This is a genomic window from Pseudomonas gingeri (genome assembly GCF_013385635.1).
Classification (GTDB): Bacteria; Pseudomonadota; Gammaproteobacteria; order Pseudomonadales; family Pseudomonadaceae; genus Aquipseudomonas; species Aquipseudomonas gingeri_A.
Map to the genome: position 1 here is coordinate 1 of NZ_JACAPR010000002.1, position 16,345 is coordinate 16,345.

The 16,345-nt window shown below is 61.8% G+C and carries 14 protein-coding genes; 5 read left to right on the top strand and 9 right to left on the bottom strand.

The genetic code is table 11. From position 1 onward, the window contains the following. Positions 1-69: 69 nt before the first annotated feature. From HX851_RS01405 to HX851_RS01420, 4 genes are all read right to left on the bottom strand, one after another. The gene (locus HX851_RS01405) at positions 70-1,098 is read right to left on the bottom strand and encodes an amino acid ABC transporter substrate-binding protein (protein WP_177064682.1); all 1,029 of its coding nucleotides are present in this window, start codon (positions 1,096-1,098) and stop codon (positions 70-72) included. 97 nt (positions 1,099-1,195) lie between these two features. Further along, a complete protein-coding gene (locus tag HX851_RS01410) occupies positions 1,196-2,371 on the bottom strand; it encodes a cystathionine beta-lyase (protein WP_177064683.1) in 1,176 nt (391 codons plus the stop codon). A 134-nt stretch (positions 2,372-2,505) separates the two neighbouring features. Next, positions 2,506-3,327 carry a helix-turn-helix transcriptional regulator gene (locus HX851_RS01415; protein WP_177057161.1) on the bottom strand — a complete coding sequence of 274 codons (822 nt, stop codon included), beginning with the start codon at positions 3,325-3,327 and terminating at the stop codon, positions 2,506-2,508. A gap of 61 nt (positions 3,328-3,388) precedes the next feature. Then, the gene (locus HX851_RS01420) at positions 3,389-4,291 is read right to left on the bottom strand and encodes an arginase family protein (protein WP_177064685.1); all 903 of its coding nucleotides are present in this window, start codon (positions 4,289-4,291) and stop codon (positions 3,389-3,391) included. 619 nt (positions 4,292-4,910) lie between these two features. Here HX851_RS01420 and HX851_RS01425 point away from each other — a divergent pair. The 4 genes from HX851_RS01425 to HX851_RS01440 all read left to right on the top strand — a co-directional run bounded on the left by HX851_RS01425 (position 4,911) and on the right by HX851_RS01440 (position 10,715). Beyond that, positions 4,911-6,320, top strand: coding sequence for an NAD(P)/FAD-dependent oxidoreductase (locus HX851_RS01425; RefSeq protein WP_177057159.1), 1,410 nt, complete (start codon positions 4,911-4,913; stop codon positions 6,318-6,320). Then, positions 6,310-7,548, top strand: a complete 1,239-nt coding sequence (locus tag HX851_RS01430) for an NAD(P)/FAD-dependent oxidoreductase (RefSeq protein WP_177064687.1) — start codon at positions 6,310-6,312, stop codon at positions 7,546-7,548. Before HX851_RS01425 ends, HX851_RS01430 begins: the two co-directional genes overlap by 11 nt. Positions 7,549-7,573: 25 nt before the next feature. Then, positions 7,574-8,989 carry a glycerol kinase gene (locus tag HX851_RS01435; protein ID WP_177064689.1) on the top strand — a complete coding sequence of 472 codons (1,416 nt, stop codon included), beginning with the start codon at positions 7,574-7,576 and terminating at the stop codon, positions 8,987-8,989. A 250-nt stretch (positions 8,990-9,239) separates the two neighbouring features. Then, positions 9,240-10,715, top strand: coding sequence for an amino acid permease (locus HX851_RS01440; RefSeq protein WP_177064691.1), 1,476 nt, complete (start codon positions 9,240-9,242; stop codon positions 10,713-10,715). A gap of 168 nt (positions 10,716-10,883) precedes the next feature. On the opposite strand, the gene HX851_RS01445 is transcribed toward HX851_RS01440, so the two are convergent. After that, positions 10,884-11,666: a DeoR/GlpR family DNA-binding transcription regulator gene (locus HX851_RS01445; protein WP_177057155.1), complete on the bottom strand. Its 783-nt coding sequence runs from the start codon at positions 11,664-11,666 to the stop codon at positions 10,884-10,886. Positions 11,667-11,993: 327 nt separating this feature from the next. Between HX851_RS01445 and HX851_RS01450 the strand changes: the two genes are divergently transcribed. Continuing rightward, a complete protein-coding gene (locus tag HX851_RS01450; RefSeq protein WP_177064693.1) occupies positions 11,994-12,350 on the top strand; it encodes a DUF1937 family protein in 357 nt (118 codons plus the stop codon). A 58-nt stretch (positions 12,351-12,408) separates the two neighbouring features. On the opposite strand, the gene HX851_RS01455 is transcribed toward HX851_RS01450, so the two are convergent. The 4 genes from HX851_RS01455 to HX851_RS01470 form a co-directional block, all read right to left on the bottom strand. After that, on the bottom strand, positions 12,409-12,552 hold the full coding sequence (locus HX851_RS01455) for a hypothetical protein (RefSeq protein WP_177064696.1): 144 nt from the start codon (positions 12,550-12,552) through the stop codon (positions 12,409-12,411). Then, on the bottom strand, positions 12,549-13,322 hold the full coding sequence (locus tag HX851_RS01460) for a hypothetical protein (RefSeq protein WP_177064698.1): 774 nt from the start codon (positions 13,320-13,322) through the stop codon (positions 12,549-12,551). Before HX851_RS01460 ends, HX851_RS01455 begins: the two co-directional genes overlap by 4 nt. 28 nt (positions 13,323-13,350) lie before the next feature. Continuing rightward, positions 13,351-15,405 (bottom strand): lipase family protein, encoded by a 2,055-nt coding sequence (locus HX851_RS01465; RefSeq protein ID WP_177064700.1) that lies wholly within the window; start codon positions 15,403-15,405, stop codon positions 13,351-13,353. 156 nt (positions 15,406-15,561) lie between these two features. Beyond that, positions 15,562-16,269: a CerR family C-terminal domain-containing protein gene (locus HX851_RS01470; RefSeq protein ID WP_177064702.1), complete on the bottom strand. Its 708-nt coding sequence runs from the start codon at positions 16,267-16,269 to the stop codon at positions 15,562-15,564. Positions 16,270-16,345 lie beyond the last annotated feature (76 nt).

Genomic DNA, 16,345 nt, shown 5'->3' on the forward strand with positions numbered 1-16,345 from the left:
CATGTAGTGCCCCAGAAAAAATGGAACAGAAACATCGCCCGGCGGTTGGCCCGCCGGACGATAGGTCAATCAGCGCACCGGTGGTGCGTATTGAATGCCGCCGTTGTTCCACAGAGCGTTCAGGCCACGGTCGATGGCCAGTGGCGTGCCTTTGCCGAAATGGCGTTCGAAGACCTCACCGTAGTTGCCCACCTGCTTGACGATCTGCACCACCCAGTCCTTGCGCAGTTTCAGGTCCTTGCCGTACTCGCCATCGGCGCCCAGCAGGCGGGCGACATCCGGGTTCTTGGTGGACTTGGCTTCCTGTTCGACGTTCTTCGAGGTGACACCGGCCTCCTCGGCATTGAGCATGGCGAACAGGGTCCAGCGCACAATGCCGAACCATTCCTCATCGCCCTTGCGCACCGACGGCCCGAGGGGTTCCTTGGAAATGGTTTCCGGCAGGATCACGTAGTCCGCCGGCGTAGTCAGTTGGCTGCGCTGGGCGTTGAGCTGGGATTTGTCGGCGGTGATCACATCGCAGCGCCCGGCTTCCAGGGCCTTGGCGGTTTCGTCGGAGGTGTCGAAGGTGATCGGGGTGTATTTCAGACCATGGCTGCGAAAGAAGTCCGAGGCGTTCAACTCGGTGGTGGTCCCGGCCTGGATGCACAGGGCCGCGCCGTCGAGCTGGCCGGCACTGGTGACGCCGAGCTTCTTGTTCACCATGAAGCCCGCGCCGTCGTAATAGGACACGCCGGTAAACACCAGGCCCATGGCGGTATCGCGGGAACTGGTCCAGGTGGTGCTGCGCGACAATACGTCGATCTCGCCCGATTGCAGGGCGGCCAGGCGCTCCTTGCCGTTGAGCTGGGTGAACTTCACTTTCGCCGCATCGCCGAAGACGGCGGCGGCGAGGGCATGGCAGAAATCGACATCGAGGCCGGTCTGCTTGCCGTTCTTGTCGGGTACCGAGAATCCGGGAATGCCGTCGGAGACGCCGCATTGCAGAAAACCTTTCTTCTGGATCGCATCGAGGGTCGCACCGGCCTGGGCCAGCCCGCAGGTGCCGAGTATCGAGGTGGCGACCAGGGCGCCGAGGGTGGATTTCAACATGTTCATTCAAACCTCCTGAGGTGTTTTTCTTGTACGGGCGCCGCAGGCCCGGCTCGCGCATGCGGGCCGGAAGGCGCCTTGGGGTCGGGTCAAATGGCAGCTATCAGAGGTGCAGCGTCGCGAATGCCTGTTCCAGGTCTGCGATCAGGTCGTCAATGGCTTCCAGGCCGATGTTGAAACGGACGAGTCGTTCGCCGTAGGTGCGGTGTTCCCGTCGCAGATTGAAGTGCGGTGCTACCAGGCTGGTAACACCGCCCCAGCTGTAGCCGATGCGGAACAGATGCAATTGGTCGATGAAGTCCAGCAGCCGTTCACCGCTGAAGGCTTCGTTGAAGACCACCGAGAACACGCTGCTGGAACCGCTGAAGTCGCGCTTCCAGAGTTCATGTCCGGGGCAATCGGGAAGGGCTGGATGCAGGACCCGCTCGACCTCCGGGCGGGTGCCCAGCCAGCGGGCGACGGCGAGGGTGGCCTGCTCCAGATGGGCCAGGCGTACGGCGAGGGTCTGCAGGCCACGCAGGGCCAGGCTGCAATCGTCGGGGGAAACGGCCATGCCGAGCAGCGAGCGGGCATGGCCGAGGGCCTGGTAGTGCTCGGGGTTGCAGGTGCTGACGGAGCCCAGCAGCAGGTCGCTGTGGCCGCCGATGTATTTGGTCAGGGCCTGGGTGGAGACATCCACGCCGTGCCCGAATGCATCGAAGAGCACTCCGGCCGAATAGGTGTTGTCCAGCGCGACCACGGCCCCCACCTGGCGGGCCGCGGCGACGATGGCCGGGATGTCCTGGACCTCCATGGTGGCCGAGCCCGGGCTTTCGCACCACACCAGCGTGGTATTGGCGCGCAGCAGGCCGGCGATATCGGCCCCGATCAGCGGGTCGTAGGGTTGTACTTCGATACCCAGGCGGGCGAGCAGGTCGCGGGCAAGGTCGTTGTTCGGGCCATAGGCGCTTTCCGGCACCAGGACGTGATCACCGCTCTTGCAGAAAGCGAAGTAGATCAAGGCCAGCGCGGCCTGGCCGCCGGGGGTGATAAAGCAGTGGTTGGCGCCTTCGAGTTCGGCAATGCGTCTGGCCAGCTCCAGCGTGGTCGGGGTGCCGTGCAAGCCGTAGGCATAGGGCACGCGCTCGGGGCACCAGTCGTCACGGACGTCGCGGGCACTGTCAAAGAGCGTGGTCGAGCCGCGATACGTCGCTGTGCTCAGGGATCTGAAACCGCACGGGGCCTGGGGCGCCGGGTCCAGCAAGGTGGTTTGCCAATGGGGTCTTCGGGGGCTGTTCACGCCGCATTCTCCAAGCTTTCGTGTGAAGGACCGGGGGCATGCACGAAGGGAGTCGTGATGGCCTGTCTTGACGGAATGCTAGGGAGCGGGCGAGCCGTGCGATTGAACGTTCTTGCGATTATGAAAAAAATACTTCAGCGCCAGCGTCCGGGCGGCACACCAAAGGCCTTCTTGAAATGCCGGGTGAAATGGCTGAGGTCGGCAAAGCCGCTGTCGGTCGCCACATCGGTGGCGGCAACGCCTTTGCGCAAGCCCTCCAAGGCCCGGTTGAGGCGGACCTGGTTGCGCCAGGCATGGGGTGCCAGACCGGTTTCCCGGGTGAACAGGCGGGCGGCATGAAAGGTCGACAAGCCGACTTCGTCGGCCAGTTCGCTCAGGGAGACCGGTTCGGTCAGGTCTTCCTGCAGGCGCTGCTGCATGGCCGCCACACGCTGTTCGTCGCGGGGCAGGTGCGGCAGCACCGGGCGTTGTCCGGCATGGCGCAGCAGCAGGGTGGAGATCGCCTGGAGCAACTGGTGCTCGGCTTGCAGCGGATCGATATTGGCCTGCAGTGCGCGGTGCGCCGCCGCCATCAGCAGGGTGAGGTCGGGATCGCGAATGATATCTTCGCGAAACCAGGGAAGAGGCGTCGTACGCCCGGCCACGGCGTCCATGACCGATTGCACGAAGGGAACCGGCAGGTAGAACACCCGATAACGCCAGCCTGACTCGCTGGCGGCGGAACCGGTGTGCACTTCGCCAGGGTTGAGTACCGGCACGGCGCCGGCCTCGGCCACGCAGCGACTGCCGCGATAGTCATAGCGCTGGGCGCCGTCTTCGATCACCGACAGCGTATAGGCATCGTGCCAATGGGGCGCGAAACGCTGGTCACGGTACTGGGCCGTGAGCATGTCGGCGCCCGGCAGGATCGGCGAGCGCCAGTAGTGCACGGTATTGCTGCGGTCGGCGGTGGTCATGGTGCAGTCCTGTGATAAGCCCGGCCCATGCCACCGCCCCTGCTGTCTGGCTGACAGGCCGCTAGCGGTTGGCGAACTGGCCGAGGGCCTTGCCAATGGTCGCGGCCAGCCCGCGACCGCTCAAGCCACCCGGGTCCATCTCGGGGTTGTAGATGGTGAACTGGATGCCGATGGCCCTGGGTGAACTCATGGCCGTGCGCAGGGTGGTGCCCAGGTCTTCCCAGGAGAAACCGTCCGGCTGCGGATGGTCCACGGCCCACATGATGCCCTGGTCCAGTACATCGACGTCGACGTGAATCCAGAAACCTTCCGGGCCGTCTTCGCGGGTCAGGTGGGCCACGGCTTCCTCGGCGGCGGTCTCGGTACCGAGAATGCGCACTTCCTGACGGTTCAGCGCCATCAGGTCCCTGGGCAGTTGCTGGCCGCGATTGCGCGCCTGGATGGCACCGTCACGATAACCGAACAGTACGACATCTTCGTCGCGCAGCAAAGGCCGCTGGCCTTCGATATCGGCCACCACCGCCGGGCCGCGACCGGTGGCATAGCCCAGGTCGCTGGCCGAGGCCGCACCGGCGATCGGGTTGTTGTCCGCTTCATAGAAATCGGCATGGCCGTCCAGGTAGAGCACGCCATAACGGCCACGACGCTTGAGCGCTAGCATGGTGCCGAGCAGGATCGAACAGTCGCCACCGATCACCACCGGGAACTCGTCATTGTCCATCACCTTGCCGACCGCATCGGCCAGGCTGATCGAGTATTCGTTGATGGCATGGGGGTTCATGATCTGGGTTTCCGGATCACGCTCGATGCGCCACGGCGGCGACTCGACCCGACCGGCCAGGCGGGCATTCAGGCGTGTGGCCAGGCCGGCATTGAGCAGCGCCTCGGGCATATGGGCAACGCCCAGGTGGGTAGAGATATGACCCAGTACCGAGGGGGCTTCGATGATTGCAAAGTTGCGCATGGTGGTTCCTCCTGTTTGTTGTTCGTGGAGGGGGAAATCGCAGGGACTGTGCCAGTATTTTTTTGGATTGTTGAGTTGCCGATATCTTGTGCCTGATTCGGTCACTGATCGTCTGTTCGATGACCGATCAGCCGAAAAGACAATGCTTGGATGGTTGTGGAGACATTTGTCCTGAAACCCCATGTTCGATTCCGAAGAGTCACGATGAAACGGGGTCGATACAGGCGATGTCGCACTGGATGAGTGCGCTCGTAACAACGTTGTGCATTTTTGGGTAGCAACGTAGCAACTGACTGGTAAATGACTGAGTTGTTGAAGTCGGTGACCATTTAGGCGGCCGCCCGAATGGCTTTCGAAGAGCGAAATAGCCACAGATAGAGGTTTAAATGACTTCGAGCCAACTTGCTATTGATGAAGAGATTAAGAAAACCAGTGGTTTTGACTGATTGCTGATACGTCGGCTTTTTCCAGGCTACCAGGGAGTCGCACGTGCAGGGGTACAGGGATGCCCGAATAAGAGCGGTCGCTTTCCACAAAACCACAAGAAAACGGAGGCTGGCATAGTCACTGCACCTGTTCCGCTTATTGAAGATGCCGTATTACGAGACAGGTCAAGACGATGATTGATGCATTCCCGAACAAGGCAGATACCTACGACGTCGCGGTGATCGGCGGCGGCGTGGTGGGGTGTGCCATGGCTCGCCGATTCGCCCTGGAGGGCGCCCGTGTACTGCTGCTGGAAAAGGCCAGCGATATTCTGTCGGGAGCCAGCAAAGGCAACAGCGCGATCCTGCACACCGGCTTCGATGCGCCCCGCGACAGCCTGGAACTGGCTTGCATGCAGGCCGGTTACCGCGAGTACCTCGATATCCACCCGCGGATGAACCTGCCCTTGCTCAGGACCGGCGCCATGGTCGTGGCCTGGACCGCGGACGATCTGGACAAGCTCGACGGTATTGCCCGGCAGGCGCGGGACAATGGCGTCGATGATGTGCAACTGCTGGAGCCAGCACGGATTCGGCAACTGGAACCCGAACTGTCCCACAAGGCACTGGGCGCGGTGCAAGTGCCGGGAGAGTTCCTCATCGATCCCTGGTCGGCGCCCCTGGGGTATTTGCAACAGGCCCTGTTGCATGGCGCCAAGGTGCTCCTGGGGACCGAGGTCCAGGGCGGCGATTTCGACGGCCAGGCCTGGCAACTGCAGACCAGTCGTGGGTCTGTACGGGCAGCGCAGGTCATCAATTGCGCGGGTCTGTTCGGCGACTGCCTGGAAGAGCGCCTGCTGGGCGAAAGCCATTTCACCATCCATCCGCGCAAGGGACAGTTCGTGGTCTTCGACAAGGCTGCCGCGCGATTGCTGCAGACCATCGTCCTGCCGGTACCCAACGAGCGGACCAAGGGCATCGTGCTGACCCGTACGGTCTTCGGCAACCTGCTGGTGGGACCAACCGCCGAGGAGCAGGACGACCGCATTCATGCCGGCCTCGACGGGCACATGCTGGCGGAACTGGTCGAGGCGGCGGTGGAGCGGATTCCGGCCCTGGCCGGTATGCCGGTGACCGCCACCTACGCCGGCTTGCGTCCGGCCAGTGACAAGAAGGAATACCGCATTCGCCAGGTGGCCCAGCGCAACTGGATCACCGTCGGCGGGATCCGCTCCACCGGCCTGACCGCCGCACTGGGCATCGCCCGGCATGTCTTCGAACTTTATGGCGCGACACATTCCCATCGTCCACCGTCGACCGTCCTCTGGCCGCAGGTACCGAACCTGGCGGAACACCTGCCGCGGGACTACCAGAGTCCCGGTTACGGCGAGATGGTCTGTCATTGCGAGCTGGTCACCGCCCGGGAAATCGGCGCGGCGCTGAACAGCGCCCTGCCGCCTGGTGACCTGGGCGGATTGAAGCGGCGTACACGCGCCTGCATGGGGCGTTGCCAGGGGTTCTATTGTTCGGCACGGGTGGCGCAATTGAGCGAGGGCCGACTCGCCGTGCCGCTGTCCACAGGGAGTTGCGTTCATGTTCACTGAGATTGAAACGGTCGATGTCGCGATCATCGGCAGCGGGCCGTCGGGGCTTTCCGCGGCGGTTGCCTTGAAACGCCGTGGTGTCCAGCGCGTGGTGATCATCGAGCGCGAAGCCGAAGCCGGAGGCATTCCGCGCCATTGTGGGCATCCGCCTTTCGGCCTGCGCGAGTACGGTCGGATTCTGTCCGGGCCGGACTACGCCAGGCGCAATGTCCGCGAGGCACTGGCAGTCGGCGTCGAGATTCGTCTCAAGCACACGGTGACGCAACTGGGCCATGGCGGGATGCTGGAGATCGTCAGCCCCCAGGGCTCCCTGCGACTCCAGGCCCGTCGTGTGCTGCTGGCCACCGGCGCCCGGGAGACCCCGCGCTCGGCGCGCCTGCTCGGCGGCGACCGGCCGCTGGGAGTGATCAACACCGGCGCACTGCAGTCCTATCTCTACCTGGAGCGGCTCAAGCCGTTCGAGCGCCCGCTGATCATCGGCACCGAACTGGTCAGCCTGTCGTCGGTGCTCAGTTGTCGCCGCGCCGGAATCCGGCCGGTGGCGATGATCGAGGCCAATAGCCGGGCCACGGCGCGCTGGCCGCTGTCGTTGTTCCCGCGGTTATGCGGTGTACCGATGCATTTCGGCGCGCGGCTGCTGGATATCCAGGGCACCGGGCGCGTGGAGTCGGCGCGGGTGGAACTGGCCGATGGCGGCGTACGGACCTTTGCCTGTGACGGCGTCCTGCTGACCGGTGCCTTTGTCCCGGAAGCGAGCCTGGTACGCCTGAGTCACCTCAAGCTGGATCGCAGCAGCGGCGGGCCGGTGATCGACCAGTTTGCCCGCTGCTCCGACCCGGCCTATTTCGCCGCCGGCAACCTGCTGCGACCGATTGAGACCGCTGGCTGGTCGTATCGCGAAGGCCGACGGGTTGCCGAGTTGCTGGCCAGGGATTTGCGTGGCGAACTGCCGGTCCCTGGCGGTTCGGTGGCGATTGTCGTGCATGGCCCGCTCAAGCTCTGTGTGCCGCAACGCCTGGCGACCAGCACCACCCGCGGGCTCAAACATCTGCAGTTGCGGGTCAGCCAGGCGGCGCAGGGGCGCTTGCGGGTGCTGGCCGATGGTAAGGAAATCTGGGCCCGTTCATTGACCAGTCTGCCCGAGCGTCGGGTACTGATCCCTATTGCTCACTTGAAATGGCCGGCGGGCGTCCAGCACCTGGACGTCGATGTCGTCGATCATGATTGAACGTATTACCGAGGAAAGCATAACCATGCGAATTGCCGCCCTGGACCAGGGAACCACCAGCACCCGCGTGCTGGTGGTCAACCAGAATGGTGCCGCCGACATCCTCCTGTCGCTGCGTCACCAGCAACATCATCCGCAACCGGGCTGGGTCGAACATGACCCGCTGGAGTTGCTGGCCAATATCGAGCGCTGCCTGGAAGCTACCGGCCCGGTGGACGCCATCGGCCTGGCGAACCAGGGCGAAAGCTGCCTGGCCTGGGATGCCCTGAGCGGACAGCCGCTGTCACCGGTGATCGTCTGGCAGGACAATCGGACCTCGGCGCGGATCGAGCAGTTGCGCCGCGAAGGTGGCGAGGCGTTGACCCTGGAGTGTGCCGGGTTGCCGCTGGACCCGTATTTTTCCGCGAGCAAGCTGGGCTGGATCCTCACGCACCTGCCGGCCGCGCAGCAGGCGCTGGCGGCCGGACGTTTGCGCCTGGGTACCACCGACGCCTACTTTCTCGACCGTCTCACCGGGGTCTTCGCCACGGATGTCACCACCGCGTCGCGGACCTCATTGATGAACCTGGCGAGCGGGCAGTGGGATCCGCAGCTCTGCGCCTTGTTCGGTGTACCGATCGAGACGCTGCCACCGATCCGCGACACGGTCGGGTCGTTCGGCGAGATCGGCAGCACGCCGGTAACCGCTTCGGTGGTGGACCAGCAGGCCTCGTTGTACGGACACGGCTGCCGGCAATCGGGCGACGCGAAAATCACCTTCGGCACCGGCGCGTTTGCCCTGACCGTGACTGGCGAGCAGATCATTCGCGCGCCGGAAAAGGGCCTGTTGGCGACCATTGCCTGGCAGATCGACGGCAAGCCGGTGTATGCCATGGACGGTGGTGTCTATGACGCCAGCGCGGCGGTCGAGTGGGCAGGGCGCCTGGGTCTGTTCGAGGACTTTTCCGAGCTGGCCGGCTTTGACCAGCCGCCGGCGATTTCCCGGCAACTGGCGTTTGTCCCGGCGCTGTCCGGTCTGGCTTGCCCGCATTGGGACCGCAGTGCCGCGGCGCAGTGGATCGGTATGAACGCCGGGACGTCACGCCAGGATATGTGCCAGGCGCTGCTGGAAGGCGTGGCCTTGCGCAGTGTCGAGGTGATCAGCGCGATGGAGGGCTTCCTCAACGTCACCGATCGCCTGTCCATCGACGGCGGCCTGGCCCGCAGCCCCTATTTTGCCCAGTTCCTCGCCGATGCCCTGCAGCGGTGCATCGTCACCCAGCGCTTCGATGAGCTGACCGCGTTCGGCTGCGCCGCGCTGGCGGCCCGTGGCCTCGGTCGCGAACTGGTTGCCCCGCGCAACACCTGTACCGAGTTTCATCCCAGGGTCGGCGTCGCCACCGCGCTGGCCTGGCGCGAAACCTTTGCCGACGCGGTCAGTCGCTGTCGCAACTGGCGCTGAGTGAACCCCAAGTCCTTTGGCGACCTGCGCAATCAGGTCGCCCAGGAAAGTGCTGTCCGTACTCATGGAGATCTCCCACAAGTAAGTGACCATATCGTTGTTTTGAAAGAGGCAAAACCACAACAAAAAAGATAATGGCATGCGAAGTGCGTCGTCTGTTTCAGCTCCTGTCGAGCAACTGCCGCGTTATATGAACGGCCTGTCGAACAGGGCGAAGTACATCAATAAGACACTTTGAGGAGACACTCCAATGTCTGACTTTATATCAAGGTCACAGGAAGCTGTGGCCGCTGGGGCAACCCATTCACTGGAATCAGGCGCCGGCTATCAGGCGCAGTTCGAGCGTTCGCTGGGCAAGTTTGAATCCTTCGCGGTGGCGTTCTCGTTTATCTCGATTACCACCGGGTTGTTTTCAACCTACGGTTCGGTACTGGTCTCCAGCGGGCCGATCGGCATCTGGACCTGGCCCATCGTGACCCTTGGCACCTTGCTGGTGGCCCTGGTATTCGGCCTGCTGGCCAGCAAGATCCCGCTCTCGGGGTTCAGCTACCAGTGGGCCAGTCGCCTGGTCAATCCGGTGGTGGGCTGGTGGTTCGGCTGGGCCAGTTTCGCGTTCACCATGATGGTGGCCGTGGCGGTGGATTACGGGCTGGCGCAGGTGGCGCTATTTCCCTTGCTGGGGCTCGATTACACGCCTCAGGCGGGGGCCCTGACAGCGGCGGCGGTGTTCCTGATCCAGGGCGCGCTGATCATCTGGTCGACACCGCTGCTGACCAGGATCAACAACATGGCGGTAGCCGCCGAGGTGATCGCGGTGATCGGCCTGATCGTCGGCATCGGCGTGGCGGTGACCTTTTTCGGCAAGGGCAACCTGTCGAACCTGTTTTCCACCGGTATCGTCCATAGCGATCACTATTACGGCTGGCTCGGTCCGTTCATGCTCTCCGGGCTGCTCGGCGCCTTTACCCTGGTGGGCTGGGAAGCGGCGGCGAACATGGCCGAAGAGACCCACAACCCCAAGCAGGTGGTGCCGCGCGCCATGGCCAACGCGGTGTTGATCAGCGGGGTGATGGGGACCTTCTTCCTGATCGTGATCAGCATGGGCCTGGGCGACCAGGTGGCGGAGCTGACCAAGAGCTCGGCGCCGGTGGCGGACGTGATCCGTATCACCCTCGGCGAGACCATGAGCAAGCTCATCCTGGTGGTGGTCTGCGTGGCGATCTTCGCCTGCGGCCTGGTGATCATGACCAGCAACAGCCGGCTGGTGCACTCCATGGCCCGTGATGGACGCCTGCCGTTTTCCGAGCAACTGAGCCGGGTGCCACGCGCCACGGGTGGGCCGTCATGGGCAACGGTATTTGTCACGCTGGTCAGCGTGCTGGTGGTCCTGAGCTTCTACAACAGCCCCGATGCCCTGACCGAGATGCTGGGCGCCGCGACCTTGTTCCCGGCCTTGCTCTACAGCGGGACCGTGATCCTGTATATCGCCACACGGCACAAGCATGTACATCACGCCGATGATTTCACCCTGGGCAAATGGGAATGGCCGGTGGTGATCGGCGCCTGCGTCTGGCTGGCCGTCGAGTTGTGTGTGTTTATCATTCCGAGCGACTTCCGCGTGGCTCAGATGTATGTACTGGCGTCGATGGCGGTGGGCGCGGTGATCTTTGCGTGTGTCTGGATGACCCGTCGCAAACAGTTGGAGCGCATGCCGCCGCTGCATTGAACGAGACAAGTCGGACTTGTTGTTGGGCGCGTCGGATTAATTAAAACCGTTAATACGTGAAGTTGTCATTCCGGGACTGGCATTGTCAGACTCATGGATCCGGCTGGCCGCGATAAAGCTGTTCGATCCCTTTTGTCCATATAAGACAAGAGGGATCGAGGCAGACTTTCAGATCCATTCCGTGCGCTGCAACAGTGGTGCTTCGTGAACTTCCACCTGGGCCCTGGCCAGGGCTTCAGCCAATTCGCCGATCGGCTTGCGGTCGATGATCAGCCGGTCGATACGTTCCAGCGGGAACACCTGGAACAACGCGCGGCGACCCAGCTTCGACGAATCGGCAATCACCGTGAGGTAACGCGCCCGGGCAATCATGGCGCGGGCGATCTCGGCTTCCTCGATGGAGAAATCAAAGGCGCCGTCGGCACTCAAGGCACCGATGGTCACCACCGCATGTTCGGCGTTGAAGCGGGCGATCTGTTCCAGCGCCAGGGAGCCGCTGTTCTGGTTGGATTCGGGGCGGAATTCGCCACCGATCATGAACACCCGATTGCCGCTGACACCCATGGCTTCGGCGATCAGCAGCGAATTGGTGATCACGGTGATGCGGTTCAGGCGGGCCAGTTCCCTGGCGAAGAACAGCGTGGTGGTGCCGGTATCGATCAAGATGCTGTCGCCCGGGGCATAGAGCCCTGCGGCGTAGCGGGCCACCGCGCGCTTTTCCTGGGAGAACTCGTTCATCCGGGTCTGGAAGGCGTTTTCGTGTTCTCCGCTGGGGGGCAGGGAAGCACCGCCGTGGAACTTGGTGACCTGGCCATTTTCCGCAAGCTCGGTGAGGTCGCGGCGAATGGTTTCCTGGGAAGTGTGCAGGGTCCTGGCCAGTTCATCCACGGAGATCCGTTCGCGTTGCCGCAGCAGTTCGAGGATGTGTTGTCGTCTTTCGTTGGGACGCATGGCGGGCTCCGGTTGCTACCTGGATGGGCATTTGTTGTTACCGCCGCACACGCTGCCAGCCAGTCTCCGCAAGGGCTTGTGGCAAGGTGCGCCGAGCGGCGGCACGGAAACGGGGAAATGCACAATCATCCCCACACGACGCCGGCTCCGGCCATCGGGTTCGAGCCGGCGGATGTGTCGATGAGAATGACCAATTTAAGTGGGAGTTACTTTCAAATCAACATTAAAACCAAGAAATGGCATGAGATGTGATGCTTATCCGGTCGATAAGGCGTGTTCCAGTGATGCCTTGCCTTAGCCATTCATTGATCAGACGAGAGATTTTTCATGCGCAAGATTTTCCTGGCCTGTCCGTATAGCCATGTCGACGCCACCGTGGTTCATGAGCGTTTTATCCAGTGCAACCGCGTTGCCGCCCGGATCATCGAGGCCGGGCACGCGGTGTTCAGCCAGGTATCGATGTCCCATCCGATCAACCTGGCGTTTGTCGGCAAGGACAGCCAGGCGATCGGCAAGCTGTGGGCGCCGGTGGATGCGCTGTTCATGGACATGATGGAGGAACTGATCATCCTCGATCTGCCGGGGTGGGAACTGAGTTCGGGGATTCAGCGCGAGATCGAGTTTTTCGAGAGCCGGGGACGCCAGGTCGGTGTCTGGTCGGTGATTTCGACCGAGCTTGCTTGAGCGGCATTTTTTCCGTTGAGAGCCTGGCCCTGAGCGATTTTGATCATACCCGGTTCGGTCAGGCCGAACCGGGTTGTTGCGGTACTTTCACGGTCACTGTGACCTGTTCGCTATCAGGCGGCGGCGCGAGGCCGCGATCCTTGGCGCAGCCGCTCAGGCTGGTGAGCAGGGTGAATAACGCCATGAGAAGAATAGGTTTCATTGCTTCCCCTGCGCAGCGAGGCGGATGCTCTGCAATCTGAGGAAGTTAGGATGCCAGCGACCATCGGCGAAAACGCTGCCATCGGGGTAAGTAAAAGTTCTGTAATTGCCCTCTTTCTTCACCTTGGGCCCTACTGAATAAAGAACGAAATCAGAATGCAGAACGGGTTCGAAATATACCTGTCGTGCCTGTAAGGCCTGATATTTCAGGTAAATATGGCCTTCACCCGCAAGGCTGATTCGTTTTTTATAACCACCAAGAAAGGATTCGCTCAACCAAGGGTAGTAATCTTTTGTGATCGTCAAGTCCCCATCCACTTCTATATCCGCACTACCGCGTGGCGAATTGTTGTGGTCGAATATCACGACGACACCTCCTCCCGCACCGTAGGTTACGTTCTCGCCAAAGCGAGCAGGATTGGCGTAAACAACGCCAAAGGTCACATTGCTCAACCGCCACTGGCACGCGCCACCACCCTCGATGGGCAGCTTGGCTTGATAAAGATCACTCTGCCCCTGACGCACAGGTTGTATATCAGTGCGTTGATACCCGTCTCGCTGATAGCGTTTGCCACTGGCACTAATATCGGTGAACGTGCAAAGAGTCGAGCGATACATCACTTGCAAGGTCTCCGCCTCCAATTCTGGAGGCACTTTTATCGTCACGGTAACCTGTTCGCTATCAGGCGGCGGCGCGAGGCCGCGATCCTTGGCACAGCCGCTCAGGCTGAAAAACAGGCTAAGTAGCACGAAAGGCATTGTCTTGATCATGGTCTTGTCCTTGGCCGTATCAACGGGTTTATCCGTAGGTTTTTTCGTAATAAGTCCGTGGGTCGGTCACGGCATCGAATCGCTGCAAGGCCTCGACACCACCCTCGGCCCGTCGGGTGACGTTCAAGGCCTGGCTCACCTGCTTCTGCAAGTCGAGAAAGACCCGGTTGCGGGCGAGTTCATGCTCGGGAATGCTTATGGCGTTTTCCGTCATCTGCTGTTCGAATTTTTGCCGTTGCGTCTGACGCTCCATCAAGGGATCACGCGCGGGTTCGATCGACTCCAGCAACTGATTGTGGATATAGGGCTGGTATTGCGACATAAAGTGATTGCCGATGCCTATCAGCTGGCCGGCCTTGAGGTTGCGGTAAGGCGCAAAGAGCCCGGCCCGGCTTTCGCGGCTCAAGCAATCGGTGAAGCACTTCTGCTCGTGCTCGGCCTGCCGGTCGGTGTCCTCGTTCAGATGGGGCACCAGGTAGAGCTTGGCCTTTTCCGGCAGGCGGTAGGCGAGGGTGGTGTGGTAGGGCGCGCCGAGCCCGTCCTTGCCACGAAAAGTCGGGGAACTCGACCCTTGAGCCTCCCGGTGCTGCTCGGCCCTGTAGAACATGGCGATCTTGCCGTGATGGCAAAAGGGATCGTCGTATTTGAACAACGGGCTGGTGGCCAACTGAAGCAGCGACCAGGTAAAGCCCAGGGTGGTGCCCAATGGGCCATAGAGGTTGTACAGGTAGTTATCCAGTTCGGCCTCGGGCGGCACGCTGGAAATGGTGTCGGTATCGTTGACATGACGGAAATGCTTGACCTCGTCCAGGCCCTGTACGGCCTTGAGGGTGAAGGTGCGGGGCATGCCGTAGGTGTAGAGCAGCGGATTTTGGTCTTTTAGTGCCGCCGCATGGATCAGGCCGAGGGCGCCGCCCAGGCTGTGGCCGCAGATAAACAATTGTCTCTCCTCGGACATTTCAGGAACCGTCTTGCCCAGATCTCTGTCATAGATCCTTCGCGCCACTTCGAACGCCTCGCGAAAACCCAGGTGCACACGCCCCTGCGGGGTCAGATCAGGACAAGGCACCTTGGGTTCACAGTTGACCGCAACCTCCGGCTTGACCGGGCGGAAGGTCACATCCGTCGCCAGATCGGTGAAGGGAAACGCCATCTCGGTGCCACGCCAAGCGACCAACACCTGGGAGGCACTGATGGCGTAGAACAACTGGGTATGGCTCTCCGGGGGATCGGCCTTGGCGGTGTCCAACGGTTCAAATAGGGTGTAGCGATCACTGAAGGGAACGTCGGTGACCAGGCAAGGCCACATTTGGCCCTCATCCCATACCCGTGGCGTGCGCGACAGATCCAGGCATTGCCGCTCGAAGAACTCTTTGACGGATCCATAGTCCGGGTGACCCCGCGTGCTGTAAGACAGGATGCTCATCAACCCCAGGTTGTAGGCATTCGCCAGGCTGTATTCGGCCTGGTGATGCAGTACCAGCGACCATGCACGTAACGGGCAGATTTCCAGCACATGGTGACGATCCAGCTCCTCGTCGCTGACGGTGAAACCGCCAAAGTCCCGGTCCGGAAAGTGAAAGGCAGGGGGCTGCTTCGGATCCACCAGGGGCGGATCGAGGGTCGGCAACTGGTCGCATAGCTGACCGATACGCAGGTAGTGGTAACCATAGCCTGCCGCGCGTGCCTGCTGTTCGATAGGGGAGAAACCCGCGCGCTGCGGACCATACAGCGGGGTACGATCACCGAAGCCTGGCAGTGGAGGCTCGGCCCGCTCGGCGCGCAATCGACGGGTTTGCAGTTGCTCGGCCAGGGGGTTGGCGGCCAGTTGCAGGGTAATGGGGATCGGATGCAGGCCCTCGATACGGATCACACCCTCGGCATCACTCTCACCCGAGCATTCGGGCGCGCAGGCTGCGCGGGTGGCGTCATTGACCGCCCGCCAAGGCAGGTTCGCCAAAGGCTCACCCTGCTCATCGAGCAATTGGAACTCGATCCAGTGTTTGATCTGCGGGCCACAGATCACTTCCTGGACGGTGCAGATAGTGTCTGTGCGAAGTATTCGGTCGTTGTGAGTGGACATCCGTTGTTCCTTATTCAAAAGGTTGGCGGATGATTCTGCTTTCCGAGACTGTTTAGATGAATGGGGTTGGAGAAAATCAGATCCGTCCTACATTTCTGATCATTTGCTGTTTACTCCGAGCGGGAAGCTTCACGATCACTACGAGGACCTATCAGCTCACCGTTGCGCCTCGCGCTCGTGGACCAGCGCCAGCAGCGTCAGGCGATTTTGTGCCAGCATCACGTCACGCACGGTTTCCATGCGTTGCTGGTCGATAGTGTCCCAGCCCAGCGCCCGCAGAATGGGCGCGCGTTTCACGCGAAAGACGATGCTCTGGCTGTTGAACGCCATGGTCCGGATGATCGTGATTTCGTCATCGACGGGTCGCCCGGTCAGGCGGGCGACGATGGAGCGGGTAACGTGCGAGAGGCGCTGGTTGAGGCCTTGCTCCATCAGCGTCGCGGCCGACGGCGGGCCCATGCCGGCCTGCTCGCAGGCCATGAAGCGACGCCAGTCGGCGGATTCCGGTGTCTCGAGGATGAATGACAGGAAGACGCCGAGAATGTCCAGGTAACGCTCGATCAATGTCCGGTCATCGACGTGGGGATCGGCCAGCGCTGCTTCGGCGGCCGAGACCTCGTCCGTCAGCTGTGCCCAGAGCTGCGCGAGGATGTGCTCGACGCAGGCCAGGTAAACCCCTTCCTTGTTGTCGAAATAGTATTGCAGCGCCGGGGCGTTGACCCCGGCGGCCGTGGCGATCTGGCGGGTCGAGGCGCCTTCGAAACCATGAGTGGCGAACTGGTCCACCGCCGCCTCGATGATGCGCAGGCGGGTTTCCTCGCCGCGTTGGTAACCGCCTTCCTTTGCTGGTCGATGTCGTGCCATGGGGAAACCTGAAAAAGAGATAACCAACAAATTATATCACTTGACATAAATTCGCCATCGCCGCATTTTTTACCAA

What these genes read in the sequence shown, in the direction of transcription:
- HX851_RS01405 (WP_177064682.1), bottom strand. Translation starts at nt 1,098, where the DNA reads ATGAACATGTTGAAATCCACCCTCGGCGCCCTGGTCGCCACCTCGATA.
- HX851_RS01415 (WP_177057161.1), bottom strand. Translation starts at nt 3,327, where the DNA reads ATGACCACCGCCGACCGCAGCAATACCGTGCACTACTGGCGCTCGCCG.
- HX851_RS01420 (WP_177064685.1), bottom strand. Translation starts at nt 4,291, where the DNA reads ATGCGCAACTTTGCAATCATCGAAGCCCCCTCGGTACTGGGTCATATC.
- HX851_RS01425 (WP_177057159.1), top strand. Translation starts at nt 4,911, where the DNA reads ATGATTGATGCATTCCCGAACAAGGCAGATACCTACGACGTCGCGGTG.
- HX851_RS01430 (WP_177064687.1), top strand. Translation starts at nt 6,310, where the DNA reads ATGTTCACTGAGATTGAAACGGTCGATGTCGCGATCATCGGCAGCGGG.
- HX851_RS01435 (WP_177064689.1), top strand. Translation starts at nt 7,574, where the DNA reads ATGCGAATTGCCGCCCTGGACCAGGGAACCACCAGCACCCGCGTGCTG.
- HX851_RS01440 (WP_177064691.1), top strand. Translation starts at nt 9,240, where the DNA reads ATGTCTGACTTTATATCAAGGTCACAGGAAGCTGTGGCCGCTGGGGCA.
- HX851_RS01445 (WP_177057155.1), bottom strand. Translation starts at nt 11,666, where the DNA reads ATGCGTCCCAACGAAAGACGACAACACATCCTCGAACTGCTGCGGCAA.
- HX851_RS01450 (WP_177064693.1), top strand. Translation starts at nt 11,994, where the DNA reads ATGCGCAAGATTTTCCTGGCCTGTCCGTATAGCCATGTCGACGCCACC.
- HX851_RS01455 (WP_177064696.1), bottom strand. Translation starts at nt 12,552, where the DNA reads ATGAAACCTATTCTTCTCATGGCGTTATTCACCCTGCTCACCAGCCTG.
- HX851_RS01460 (WP_177064698.1), bottom strand. Translation starts at nt 13,322, where the DNA reads ATGATCAAGACAATGCCTTTCGTGCTACTTAGCCTGTTTTTCAGCCTG.
- HX851_RS01465 (WP_177064700.1), bottom strand. Translation starts at nt 15,405, where the DNA reads ATGTCCACTCACAACGACCGAATACTTCGCACAGACACTATCTGCACC.
- HX851_RS01470 (WP_177064702.1), bottom strand. Translation starts at nt 16,269, where the DNA reads ATGGCACGACATCGACCAGCAAAGGAAGGCGGTTACCAACGCGGCGAG.